The sequence below is a fragment of the Flavobacterium magnum genome (assembly GCF_003055625.1).
In the GTDB taxonomy this organism is placed as follows: domain Bacteria; phylum Bacteroidota; class Bacteroidia; order Flavobacteriales; family Flavobacteriaceae; genus Flavobacterium; species Flavobacterium magnum.
Genome location: NZ_CP028811.1, coordinates 2,773,268 through 2,785,847, shown reverse-complemented (window position 1 = coordinate 2,785,847; position 12,580 = coordinate 2,773,268). Strand labels below are relative to the sequence as shown.

Annotated in this window: 13 protein-coding genes; 7 read left to right on the top strand and 6 right to left on the bottom strand. The window is 46.8% G+C overall.

Annotated elements, in window-relative coordinates:
• Positions 1-30: 30 nt before the first annotated feature.
• Positions 31-1,089 carry an SRPBCC family protein gene (locus HYN48_RS11830; protein WP_108371972.1) on the bottom strand — a complete coding sequence of 353 codons (1,059 nt, stop codon included), beginning with the start codon at positions 1,087-1,089 and terminating at the stop codon, positions 31-33.
• Positions 1,090-1,316: 227 nt separating this feature from the next.
• Here HYN48_RS11830 and HYN48_RS11825 point away from each other — a divergent pair, with 227 nt between their 5' ends.
• Positions 1,317-3,347 (top strand): dipeptidyl-peptidase 3 family protein, encoded by a 2,031-nt coding sequence (locus HYN48_RS11825; RefSeq protein ID WP_108371970.1) that lies wholly within the window; start codon positions 1,317-1,319, stop codon positions 3,345-3,347.
• A 75-nt stretch (positions 3,348-3,422) separates the two neighbouring features.
• Here the strand turns inward: HYN48_RS11825 and HYN48_RS11820 are convergent, their stop codons facing one another.
• Positions 3,423-3,647: a hypothetical protein gene (locus HYN48_RS11820; RefSeq protein WP_425433094.1), complete on the bottom strand. Its 225-nt coding sequence runs from the start codon at positions 3,645-3,647 to the stop codon at positions 3,423-3,425.
• Positions 3,648-3,727: 80 nt separating this feature from the next.
• Here HYN48_RS11820 and HYN48_RS11815 point away from each other — a divergent pair, with 80 nt between their 5' ends.
• A complete protein-coding gene (locus HYN48_RS11815; RefSeq protein ID WP_108373610.1) occupies positions 3,728-4,117 on the top strand; it encodes a pyrophosphohydrolase domain-containing protein in 390 nt (129 codons plus the stop codon).
• A gap of 79 nt (positions 4,118-4,196) precedes the next feature.
• Here the strand turns inward: HYN48_RS11815 and HYN48_RS11810 are convergent, their stop codons facing one another.
• On the bottom strand, positions 4,197-5,264 hold the full coding sequence (locus HYN48_RS11810; protein ID WP_108371968.1) for a branched-chain amino acid aminotransferase: 1,068 nt from the start codon (positions 5,262-5,264) through the stop codon (positions 4,197-4,199).
• A gap of 281 nt (positions 5,265-5,545) precedes the next feature.
• On the opposite strand from HYN48_RS11810, the gene HYN48_RS11805 reads away from it, so the two are divergent.
• Genes HYN48_RS11805 through mnmC2 form a run of 3 tightly spaced genes read left to right on the top strand, consistent with a single transcriptional unit; the run spans position 5,546 to position 7,298 of the window.
• Positions 5,546-6,172, top strand: coding sequence for a DUF4920 domain-containing protein (locus HYN48_RS11805; RefSeq protein ID WP_245945953.1), 627 nt, complete (start codon positions 5,546-5,548; stop codon positions 6,170-6,172).
• Positions 6,172-6,636 (top strand): hypothetical protein, encoded by a 465-nt coding sequence (locus HYN48_RS11800; RefSeq protein ID WP_108371965.1) that lies wholly within the window; start codon positions 6,172-6,174, stop codon positions 6,634-6,636. Before HYN48_RS11805 ends, HYN48_RS11800 begins: the two co-directional genes overlap by 1 nt.
• Positions 6,636-7,298, top strand: a complete 663-nt coding sequence (gene mnmC2, locus HYN48_RS11795; RefSeq protein ID WP_108371963.1) for a tRNA (5-methylaminomethyl-2-thiouridine)(34)-methyltransferase MnmC2 — start codon at positions 6,636-6,638, stop codon at positions 7,296-7,298. Before HYN48_RS11800 ends, mnmC2 begins: the two co-directional genes overlap by 1 nt.
• Before the next feature lie 5 nt (positions 7,299-7,303).
• On the opposite strand, the gene HYN48_RS11790 is transcribed toward mnmC2, so the two are convergent.
• Complete coding sequence (locus HYN48_RS11790; protein ID WP_108371961.1) at positions 7,304-8,194, bottom strand: NYN domain-containing protein; 891 nt, start codon at positions 8,192-8,194, stop codon at positions 7,304-7,306.
• Positions 8,195-8,518: 324 nt separating this feature from the next.
• Between HYN48_RS11790 and capB the strand changes: the two genes are divergently transcribed.
• Entirely contained in the window at positions 8,519-9,778 is a 1,260-nt protein-coding gene (gene capB / locus HYN48_RS11785; RefSeq protein WP_108371959.1) for a cysteate-C-fatty acyltransferase, read from the top strand.
• 138 nt (positions 9,779-9,916) lie between these two features.
• Positions 9,917-10,390, top strand: a complete 474-nt coding sequence (locus HYN48_RS11780; RefSeq protein WP_108371957.1) for a hypothetical protein — start codon at positions 9,917-9,919, stop codon at positions 10,388-10,390.
• A gap of 62 nt (positions 10,391-10,452) precedes the next feature.
• On the opposite strand, the gene HYN48_RS11775 is transcribed toward HYN48_RS11780, so the two are convergent.
• Positions 10,453-11,571 (bottom strand): GTP cyclohydrolase, encoded by a 1,119-nt coding sequence (locus tag HYN48_RS11775; RefSeq protein WP_108371955.1) that lies wholly within the window; start codon positions 11,569-11,571, stop codon positions 10,453-10,455.
• Positions 11,568-12,530, bottom strand: a complete 963-nt coding sequence (locus tag HYN48_RS11770; RefSeq protein WP_108371953.1) for a transporter — start codon at positions 12,528-12,530, stop codon at positions 11,568-11,570. Before HYN48_RS11770 ends, HYN48_RS11775 begins: the two co-directional genes overlap by 4 nt.
• Positions 12,531-12,580 lie beyond the last annotated feature (50 nt).

Here is a 12,580-nt window from a genome sequence, read left to right as displayed (position 1 = left end):
ACGAGGGAAAGATTTATTATTGGCCGAAACTTACTCCACCGGTATTGTCGGTGGGGTTATTACGGTTTGGGCAGGCGGTGCCGCAACACCTTTTACAGGAATCAGGAAGGCTGTTTTCCATTTAGATGGATGGCGGTTGTCCAGTGCGCTGATTTCATAAATCTCAATTTCCCGGCTGGATCCGCGCTCCATCTTATTTTCATTGAAGTGGCTTAATCCCTTGCTCCGTGCAGCCTCCCGGTGGGAATAATCCCCGGTGAGCGTCGTTTTTAATGCGCTGAACGGATCGAGGAACTGCACTGTGATGTCGCTTTCCTTCGACACAAAGATCTCTTCTTTCAACGGGCCGCAAACCGAAAACCGGACCGTGTCACTATCCGCATTGTCGAAAATCACAAAAGGCTTTCCGTTCATCTGCATGTTGGTCTTTTTGAAGAATTGTATGATCTTCGGCAGTTGTTGGTGCAGCTGGCCCAGCATTTCGCTTTTAAGGCAGACGATGCGTTTCTTGACGTAAAAACCGCCCGGCTGTTTCACGATGCCGTCGACCTTGACATCAAACGTATTGATTTCCCTGGTAATGGTCTTATTGAGGTTGTAGAGGCTCTGCTCAAACAGGTCGCCCATGAGCTTATCGGCACCGCCGGAAAAAGTCGCATTCACTTTGGTCATAAAATCGACGGAACCTTTGGCTTTCCAGGTTACCTTGGTTCCGCCCGCCGTGTCTTTGAACGTGATGTAAGCATTGTATTGGTGGTCTGAAACGATGGCTTTCTGTGCGATGCTGTCGTTCTGTTTTGCAAACACTGTCGTCATTTTGCCATCGCTGCTGCCGTCCCAGGAGTAAGAGGCGCCCGTTCCGACAGTGTTTTCAGCATAGCTGAATTTCATCGACGCGTCACCCTCTTTCCATGATCCCCAGTCTTCCCAATTCCTGTAATCGTTTACGTAATTATACACGATGCCCCTGGGCACATTGATGACGACCGACCGTGTGACTTCGAATTCGCTTTTCTGCGTAGCGACAAACACCGTAACTGCGATGACTGCAAGCAGGATCAGCAGGAAAATATACTTTAGGATTCTCATGATCTGGGATTATGGTGAGGTAAAGTTAGCTAAAAAGTAAATTATGGCAAGGCGTTGGAAGTAAGATTTTAAGACACATCGCCCAACCATCCGATGCCGGATCAAAAAGTGGCCGCGAAAGGCTAAACCGCATCGTGTTAAAATCGGGGCGTCCTTTTGTGCTCACTTGAAATCGTTATATTTGTTTGCAAAAATTCTTAAGAATCAACTAAAAAAACAATTTGATAATGAAATTAAAGGCATTTGTAATATCCTGCGTTACGGCTTCAGTCGCCGTTTCCTGCCAGAAAGACAAAACGGAATCTTCCGGCGCAAAGCAGGACGATGGTAAATTTGAGTATGTAGCAGAACAGTTCGCCGACATCAAGGTGTTGCGGTACCGCATTCCGGGGTGGGAGAACCTCACGCTGAAAGAGCAGGAACTGGTGTATTACCTGACTCAGGCCGGATTGGCCGGACGCGACATTTATTGGGATCAAAACTACAAGGACAATCTTAAGATCCGTAAAGCGCTCGAGAATATTTACCGGAATTACAAAGGCGACAAGAATTCCGATAACTGGAAAAATTTCGAAATTTACCTTAAAAGGGTGTGGTTTTCGAACGGTATTCACCACCACTATTCGATGGATAAAATCAGGCCGGATTTTGATAAGGCATACCTGGAGCAGCTGATGGCTGACACCGGGACGACTTTGGCACCGGAAATCGTTGACGTACTTTTTAACGATAAAGATGCCAAAAAAATAAACCTCGATGAAGCCAAAGGACTGATTGCCGGCTCAGCGGTCAATTTATATGATAAAGGGATTACGGAAGCCGAAGTGGCCGAATTTTACAGGAAAATGGTTCCGGCCGACAAAGACCGTCCGCTGTCCTACGGCCTGAACTCGAAGCTCGTCCGGAATGCTGCTGGGAAGCTGGAAGAGAAAGTGTATAAGAGTGGCGGGATGTACGGCGCCGCAATCGACAAAATCATTTACTGGCTTGAGAAGGCAAAAGGCGTGGCCGAAAATAAAAAACAGGCGGACGCACTTGGCCTGCTTATCGATTTTTATCGTACGGGCGATTTGAAAAAGTGGGATGATTATAACATTGCCTGGCTGCGGGCGACGGAAGGCAACATCGATTACATCAGCGGTTTTGTCGAAGTTTACAATGATCCGCTCGGATACCGCGGTTCGTATGAGGGCGTGGTGCAGATCAAGGATTTCGATATGTCGGCAAAGATGGAAAAAATCTCTAAAAACGCACAGTGGTTCGAAGACAATTCCCCATTGATGCCGGCGCACAAGAAGAAAAATGTGGTCGGTGTTTCCTACAAGACAGTCATCGTGGCAGGCGAATCAGGTGATTCTTCCCCGAGCACGCCGATCGGTGTCAACCTTCCTAACGCGGATTGGATCCGTGCCGAATTTGGCTCGAAGTCGGTGTCGCTGGGCAACATCGTCGACTCCTATAACAATGCAGGCGGGACAGACAAGCTGAAAGAGTTTGCGAATGACCAGGCTGAAATCGATAACGAAATCAAGTACGGCGAACTCGCAGACAAACTGCACACCGCGCTGCATGAAGTCGTCGGTCACGCTTCTGGGCAGATTAATAAGGGCGTGGGTACACCGAAGGAAACGCTGAAAGCATACGCTTCGACGCTCGAGGAAGGCCGGGCTGACCTCGTGGGACTTTATTACTTATACAATCCGAAATTGCAGGAACTGGGGTTGGTGGACAATTGGAAACAGGTGGGAATTGCCGCTTACGACAATTACATCCGCAACGGACTGATGACCCAATTGATCCGCCTGGAACCCGGCGCCGACATCGAGGAAGCGCATATGAGGAACCGCCAATGGGTGAGTGCCTGGGTTTTCGAAAGAGGTAAGAAAGATAATGTAATAGAGAAACTCACGCGTAACGGCAAAACTTATTACAACATCACCAATTATGACAAATTGCATGAGTTGTTCGGTGAATTGCTCAAAGAAACACAGCGGATTAAATCAGAAGGCGATTTCAAGGCCGGGAAGGCTTTAGTTGAAAATTATGGGGTGAAAGTAGACCAAAAACTGCACGCTGAAGTATTGAAGCGGAATGAGCGGTTCAAGTCAGCGCCGTACAGCGGTTTCATCAACCCAGTATTGGTCCCTAAGATGAAGGACGGAAAAATCATTTCAATCGAGGTGACGCAGCCCAAATCATTCGCCGAGCAAATGCTTTATTACAGCAGTCAATTTGGCTACCTGCCTGAGGAAAATTAGTTTGGATCCGATAGCGCGCATTGTATTCACATTACTTTATAAACAAAAATCCCTGCTTCGGCGGGGATTTTTCTGTTAATGCTTGAGGTAAATCTTTATCACAAACAATAGTCCGATAAACAGCAGAAAGCCGAGCAGGATCTTATAATTCCCTTTATAGAATTGACGGTGCATTACAATGTCTTTCCTGTAAGCATAGATCATGGCGACGACAAAAGCAACGAAGAAACAGGCTGCAAAAATGAGCTGTCCCTGCGTGAACATACCTTCTGATTTTGTGGTTTGTATCTGTAACAACATGGTTGAAAAGTTTTGGTGCAAAAATACTTTATTTTACAGCGATGATTGCTATTTTGCGCAGACAATTAATACGAATCAACATGCAAAAAAGACTCCAGTGTGTCAAGGAATTTCACACCGCTTTTGAAATTGGCTACAGTGAAACGCCGAGAGCCGATCTGGGCGAAGCGAAAAACCTGCTGCGCTTTAACCTGATGAAAGAGGAAAATGAGGAATATCTTGAGGCGGCGCGCAACAATGATCTTACCGAAGTCGCCGATGCGTTGGGCGATATGCTGTACATCCTTTGCGGCACCATTATCGAACATGGCCTGCAGGATAAGATTGAACAGGTATTTGATGAGATCCAGCGCAGTAACATGAGTAAGCTGGGCGCCGATGGCAAACCGGTCTACCGTGAAGACGGGAAGGTGATGAAAGGCCCAAATTATTTCAAACCCGATTTTTCCCACATTATCGGCCCCCAATAAATCGCATAGATTGGCTGTAAAAAAAAGCCGGAACTAATTTCCGGCGCTTCTATTATCGTGTTACATATTACAGATGCTGTTAGACCTTGACGGTCCATCCGAAGGTATCCTCAGCAAGGTTGTATTGTATTTTTGTCAATTTGTCCTTCAATTGCAGCGCGATGGAATTGTCCAGTTTCGGTAACTCATAATAGGTATCCTGGTAAGAAAATCCAACGATGGGATTTACTACCGCTGCGGTACCGGCGCCGAAAACTTCTTTCAGTGAACCGTCCTTTGCCGCTTTAATGATTTCATCGACGTACACAGACCGCTCTTCCACGTTAATCCCTTCACGCTGTGCCAATGCAATCAGGCTTTTTCGGGTCACGCCATCGAGGATACGTTCGCTCACCGGCGCTGTATACAAGGTGTCGTTGATGCGGAAAAATACATTCATGGTTCCGGCTTCCTCCAATTTGGTGTGTGTCGCGTCATCGGTCCAGATGATTTGCTGGAAGCCTTTTTCGTTGGCCAGTTTTGTAGGGTAAAACTGTGCGGAATAATTTCCGGCCGCTTTGGCAGCACCAATACCGCCATTAGCAGCACGACTGAAATGTTCGGCGATGATGACCTTAACTTCGCCCGAATAATAAGACTTGGCCGGCGAAAGGATAATCATAAAACGGTATTGCGTAGACGGGGCAGCGATGACACCACTTCCGACGGCTATCATGAACGGCCTGATATAAAGCGTGTTACCGAGTCCTTTCTTGACCCAGTCCCGCTCCAAATCGACAAGTTGTCTGAGGCCTTCGAGGAAAATCCAGTCCTCCACTTCGGGCATGGCCATCCTGACGGCCGACTTGTTGAAACGGTCCAGGTTCTGATCCGGGCGGAACAGCCAGACATCATCATGTTCATCCTTGTAGGCTTTCATGCCCTCAAAAATCGCCTGTCCGTAATGGAAAACTTTTGCCGAAGGATCCAGTAAAAAGGGCTCATAGGCCTTGATCACCGGCTTGCCCCACTTGCCTTCCCTGAAATCGCAAACGAGCATATGGTCAGTAAAGGTGCTGCCGAAACTCAGCGTGTCAAAGTCGACACTGTTTATTTTTGAGGAAGGCGTCTTTACTATATCGATTTCGTGAGGTTTATCTGGATGCATCAATGTGTTATTTAAGATTAAATTCAGTCGTAAGACGCTGTAAACCAGTCTTTTGATTTTAAATTAGAATAGCCTGAGCGTTAGTGTTTTATGTTCGGCTAAATTAGAAAAAATTAACATGTTTTCAGTTGGGGCAATAAATAATTTTCAATTTTGGATTTATGACGTTTCCAATCCTAATTTATTGGACATTTGTATTCAATTTGAATAAATTAGGCAATAATTTTAAATTTCCCGAAATAATCTCATTATTTTTGCCGGACAGAAAACCACCTTGATATATGAAAAAAATAGCCCTTTTAGCAAGCGCAATAGTATTGCTCTCAGCATGCAAAGACGATAAGAAAACGCCGGCGACCGATGCCCCTATGGAAACCCCTGCCGATACCATCAAAAAAGATACCATCGCCACCGCGGTCCTGCCGGTAGAGGAAACTGTTACAGAAACCGCTCCCGCCGACGAGAAAATCGTGGTGAAACCTCAGGAAGGGAAAGAGATTAAAGTACAGTATGCCACATTCGGCAGCAAGATTTCTGCTGACAAGGCGCTGACCCAGGAGCAGATGATGAAAAAATATGCGTCTTTGAAAAAAGGGGATACGATCAATGTAAAGTTCCGTTCAAAGATTACCGATGTGTGTAAGAAGAAAGGCTGCTGGATGTCAATGGAATTGCCTAACTCCAAAGAATCATTCGTAAGGTTCAAGGATTACGGATTTTTCGTGCCGCTCAATGCCGATAATTCTGAAGCCATTGTCAGCGGAAAGGCCTTTCTTGATGTCGTCTCTGTCGATGAGCTCAGGCATTATGCCAAAGACGGAGGGAAGTCGCAGGAAGAGATTGAAAAGATCACCCAACCGAAAGTTACTTATGCGTTCACGGCTGACGGCGTGTTAATTGAGCAATAATGAAGAAGGTATTGCTGCTCGTCTGCGTTTCAGTATTGATGTTTTCGTGCGACAAAAAGCAGGAAAAGGCTGCTGTAAAGAAAGAATCCTGTACATCGACGGAAAAGGATTCCAAAGGCAAGAAGAAATTCGAGATGTACACCATGTCCGAAATGTCGCTGCTGATGGAACAGATGTATCTTGACAATCAAAACCTGAAATCCCGCATACAAAACGGAGAGAAGATTGGCGCATTTCCGAGCCACTTCCTTAAGATCCACAAGGCGGTAATGTCAGACGATAAGGAAAATGACGATTTCTTTAAAAAACAGGCCGCGAACTTCATAGCAGCGCAGGAGCAGATTTACAAAGATCCGGAAAATGCCAAAATGCATTTCAACAAAGGGATTGACGCCTGCATACAATGCCACAAAGTCAAGTGCGGCGGACCCATCCCCAGGATCAAAAAGCTCTATATCGAATAGTGAAACGCGAAATTATCACGACTTCGGACGGCTCGACCACGATTCACCTTCCGGAATGGGAGGAATCGTACCATTCTAAACATGGTGCGATCCAGGAGGCTTACCATGTATTCATAAAAAACGGACTTTCCTTGTTCAACGGGAAGTCCGTTTCTATTTTAGAGATTGGTTTTGGCACGGGACTCAACGCTTTCATCACTTTCCTCGAGTCTGAAAAGCACAGCCAGCAAATCGGATACACCGGGGTGGAGGCTTATCCGGTTTCCGCAGCCGAGGTGTCGTCGATGAATTATGTTACTGCGCTTCAGGCAGACCGTTATTTAAAGGTTTTTGACTCGATGCACGCTGGTCCCTGGGGAGTAAAAATCAGCCTTTCGGATTGGTTTTCACTGACCAAAAAACAGCAGTTTTTCCATGAGGTTGATGACGTGCAGGCTTACGATCTGATTTATTTCGATGCCTTCGGATTCAGGGTGCAGCCTGAACTGTGGTCACTCGAGATCTTCGCCAAAATGCATCGGGCGCTGAAGCCAGAAGGAACGCTGGTCACTTATGCCGCAAGGGGTATCATCAAAAAAAATATGCAGGACGCAGGTTTTAGTATCGAAAAACTCGCCGGACCACCAGGGAAACGGGAGATGTTCCGTGCTACTGCAATTTAAGGAGTTCATCCGAGCCGCAGCCGAACATAAACGTGTTTGATGCCTCGTTTGTCGGAATCCCTTTCATCAATCTCAAGGATATCTGACATCGATTTTAACATGGGCGTCAGTTTGTTGAACCCATAATTCCGCGGGTCAAATTCAGGCTTTTTACGTACAATCAGGTTGCCCACATCGCCGAGGAATGCCCAGCCATCATCATCGCAAATGTCATCGATTGAGGATTCAATCAGCTGGATGGTTTCTTCCTCTATAGTGCCGTCAGCATTGGTTGCGGGTATCGGCGCGGGCGCAGGGATTTCCTCGGTTTTTTCAGGCGCTTTCACAACCTGTTTCCCTGGAACCGGTTTTACAACAGGACGCTCAACGGCCTTTTCAGCAGGCTTGTTGACCGTTTTTTTGACCGCCGTTGCAGCGATCCGTTTAGACGCTTTTTTCTGGACGGCGCCCTCAAGCACTTCAATATAAATGAATTTGTCGCAGGCCGAAATCAGTGAAGGAGGCGTTTTTTTCTCACCGATCCCAATGACTGTCATTCCCGATTCACGCAACCGGATGGCGAGGCGTGTAAAATCAGAATCGCTCGATACGATGCAGAATCCGTCGACCTTGTCAGTATATAGCAAGTCCATCGCATCAATAATCAGCGCCGAATCCGATGAGTTTTTCCCCTGGGTATAGCTGTATTGCTGGACTGGCGTTATGGCATGATCGAGCAGCACGGTCTTCCAGCCCGCGGCATTGGGACGGGTCCAGTCCGCATAAATGCGTTTGGTAGTGGGGGTGCCGTATTTGGCAATTTCCTCCATCATCCCTTTGATGTTGCTGTAAGGCACGTTGTCGGCATCAATGAGTACGGCCAGGCGTAATTCTTTATGGTTGTTGTTGAGTGACATGAAGTGTTTTTTGGTAAAGGTAGGTTTAAAGTATCAAAGTTGCAAAGTGGTGCCAAAGTGACTTTTTTTAGCCCGCTTAAATTTGTTAGAAATAAACCAAAGCTTGTATGAACCCCGAAGGGCCTGCGCAGCGTCACAGGCATGACTGCATTGGCCGATGCGCTATTCGCAGACATTAACCAGGTTCCATTACCTTCTCTATCCGCAACAATCAAAGTGTATATCAAGTCCTAAAAAAAAGCAAAAAATCCCCCGCCGTTTGCACGATAATCTTTATTTTTGCACGCGAAACCAAGCGGGAAATAAGCCCGAAACAGAAGCAACATGGTAAAAGATTTATTCGAAAGGATACAGGAAAATAAAGGCCCGTTAGGAAAATGGGCATCTCAGGCAGAAGGTTACTACGTGTTCCCAAAACTCGAAGGCGAATTGGGGCCGCGCATGCAATTTCACGGAAAGGAAATACTGAACTGGAGTATCAACGATTATCTCGGATTGGCTAACCATCCCGAAGTACGCCAGGCCGATATTGAAGCAGCGACGCAATATGGTGCCGCCTACCCGATGGGTGCGCGCATGATGAGCGGACAGACGACTGCCCATGAGGAACTTGAGCGTGAACTCGCGGAATTTGTCATGAAGGAGTCGGCTTACCTGCTCAACTTTGGCTATCAGGGCATGGTGTCAATCATTGATGCGCTGGTCACGAAAAATGATATTATCGTCTACGATGTCGATTCGCATGCTTGTATCATCGACGGCGTAAGGCTGCACATGGGCAAGCGCTTCACCTACCGCCACAACGATGTGGAGAGTATGGAGAAAAACCTGCAGCGTGCCACCAAAATGGCCGAGGAAACCGGCGGCGGCATATTATTCATCACCGAAGGTGTTTTCGGCATGCGCGGGCAGCAGGGAAAACTCAGGGAGATTGTTGAATTCAAGAAAAAATACAATTTCCGCTTATTGGTCGACGATGCGCACGGTTTCGGTACGCTCGGGAAAACCGGGGCCGGGGCAGGTGAGGAGCAGGGTGTGCAGGACGGAATTGACGTGTATTTTTCAACCTTTGCCAAATCAATGGCCAATATCGGCGCGTTTGTTGCGGCAGACAAAGCGATTATCGATTACCTGAAATACAACCTGCGCTCGCAGATGTTTGCCAAGGCTTTGCCGATGATCCAAACAATTGGTTCCCTCAAAAGGCTGCGCATGTTAAGGACGATGCCTGAACTGAAGGACAAATTGTGGGAAAATGTCAATGCTTTGCAAAACGGATTGAAAGCGCGCGGATTTGATATAGGCGATACGAACACCTGCGTCACGCCGGTATATCTCAATGGCAGCATACCTGAGGCCATGATGCTTGTGAATGATTTACGTGAAAACTACCATATTTTCCTTTCAATAGTGGTGTACCCTGTCATTCCGAAAGGCATTATCCTGCTCAGGATGATACCGACGGCATCTCACACCATTGAAGACATTAATGAGACGCTTGATGCATTCGAAGCAGTCAGGGAAAAGCTTACAAATGGCACTTACCTCAAACTGGCCGGGGAACGCACTGTCGACGTTTCATAAGAAAGATATACATTGATGGAAAAAATTAGCCGTCGGTTTTACCGGCGGCTTTTTTTGTGTTGCCTGTCGGAAACTATCGCTTTTTCTGATTGCCGCTTCCGTCATTTATCCTTAAATTTATGATATAAAAAATAAATTATGAAAAAGACACTATTTGCTGCAGCCGTATTGACACTGGCCAGCTGTAAAAAAGAAAACAAAATACCGGAAGCGGACATCACGCCTTCATCGGTTCCTGAAGTGGCGGCTGCCGCTACCGAATGTTACCGCGCGGTGCTGAAGCAGGATACCATCATGCTGACGGTGGATGTAAAAGGCAATGAAGTGCCATCGGGAAAACTGACGTATAATTTCTTCGAGAAGGACAAGAGTGACGGAACCATCAGCGGTAAAATGCACGGCGACACGCTGTTTGCGAACTACATTTTTACCGCCGAGGGCCAGACCTCACAGCGCGAAGTCGCATTCCTTAAAAAGGGGGATGCGTTTATCGAGGGCTACGGCGACATTACTGATGACGGAAAAGGGAATGTTACCTTCAAGGACAAACGCACCTTGAGGTTTGACGGCAACACCGTGTTGCAGCCTGTAGCGTGTGACGAAAAGCCATAACGCGCAAACCGCGCACTGCAATCCGGCTGGATAAGTTGAATCGTTGTCGCGTTCGCGGATCGCTATATGTCTTTCCTGAACGTCGCGCGTTTGCGGAATGTTACCGGGTCAAAATTTTTCCAGATGTTGTGGATAGCGTGGTTGTCGGCGAGTTCGGGGGTGCGTATGCATTCCTTAATTCCCTTTTCCATGAAAGTCTTGTAATATTCTGCAAAGACGATGGCTGTTACGCCTTTATTCTGGTATTCGGGCAAAACGCCTATAAGGTAGAATAGCACCTTTTTGCTGTTTTTCCTCGCTTTCAGAAGGTGGTAGAAACCGAATGGGAACAGTCTGCCCCCGGCTTTACGCAGCGCATCGGAAAAAGAAGGCATGACGATGCTGAAGGCAATCATGTTCTCATCTTTGTCAAAAATAAACTTGATGTATTCCGGGTTGATGAAACCGATGTATTTCTTCTTAAAATAATCGATCTGGCTGTCATTGATCGCCACAAACGAGGACAAATCTGAGTAGCTTCGGTTAAAAAGGTCAAACATCTGGTCGACGTAGGGCATAATGTCTTTGGTGCGGGTGAAATTCATCGGGGTAAGCTGGTACCGCTTCTTGATCAGCTCCTGGATTTTACTGAACATTTCAGGCTTCACATTGGCAAAAGGAAATTTATTTTCCAGATACTCCTTTTCCATCACATAGCCCAGCTGCTCCATGTGTTTGCCGTAGTATGGATAATTGTACCAGGTAATCATCGAACCGATTTCGTCAAAACCTTCCGTGATCATGCCCACTTTATCCAGATTTGAAAATCCCATCGGGCCTTCTGCATAAGTGAGCTGGTGTTTCCGGCCGAGTTCATACACTTTCTCAATCAATGCGCGGCTCACTTCGATATCGTCAATAAAATCAAACCAACCGAAGCGCACTTTCCGTTTGTCCTGTTTGTTGACTTCATCCCAGTTGATAATGGCCACAATGCGTCCCACGGCTACATCGTCTTTAAACGCAAGGTAGAAAATCGCTTCCGCCGTTTCAAACGCGGGATTGGATTTCCGGTCAAAGCCCGCCAGTTCGTCATCAATCAGCGGCGGAACCCAGTAAGGGTGGTTTTTGTAAAGCGAAAAAGGGAATTTCACAAATTCCCTCATCAGTTTTGGTGTATCGGCTTCCTTTATACGGATCATTTGGTTGGTGCTTTTTCTACTTCCACTTCGTCTTTGCGCTTCTTTTTCTTCTTTTTCTTTTTGTCCTTATCCTTGTCATCGTTCTTGCCGCTGCGGATGAGGACCGGCTTGTAGTTCTTATCAAAGCGCCAGGAAAGCCCGATTCCGCCCGAAAATACCGACGGTGTCTCTTTCATATTGAAAGTCACTGAGGCGTCGAGCTGGATGTTTTCTTTTATAAGATAGGCCGCGCCGCCGCGTAGCAGCGCATCTGAGTAATAATCGCTCTTGTAATTCTGGTTTTCAATAAACGCCGACCATTTTTCCGTAATGCCCTTTGTCAGCGTCAGGATCAGTCCGTAACTCGGAAAATCACTCGTTACTTTATCAGCAATGATATTGGTAACAAAGACGTATCCTCCTGAGAATTGGTTTTGAGTGATGACCATCAGTTTCGGACTCACGGCTGGATCGGTTTCAAACGTGAAAGGGTTGTCAAAATTCAGGTTCACGCCGGCATACGCGGCCACGGCAGGAATAAATTCCCTCCATTTGAATTTGTGGCTCGCCTTCCAGCTTTTGAGGTTGGGTTTTTCCTCATAATTTTTGTTCGGGTCGTAAAAAAGGTATTTCGCACCAATGACCGTCTGTCTCAAGGCGCTCCTGTTTTCGCTGCCCAGCGGGGTATTGTATGCGTCATACTGATACTGCAGGTCGAACATGAATTCCAGCTGTTCATAAAAAAGCCCCCACCGCAGGCTTAAGTCTGCATCGATTCCGTTGGTATCGGTGGCGAGCAGTTTGTGCTTTTCGACAAAGCCGCTCAGTCCGCCTTCCGCCTGAAAAACACTTTTCCCTACGGAGAATGCGGAAAGCGATTTTCCGGGCCGGTTGGAATTGATGACATCGGTGTACTGTGCCGAAATGCTTTTGGCCCCGAAAAAAGATAACAGTAGAAAACAAATCCTGGTTTTGCTCATGAGTGCGGTATTGGGTAGGACAATGTGTCCCAAAAGTACTATAATTTATT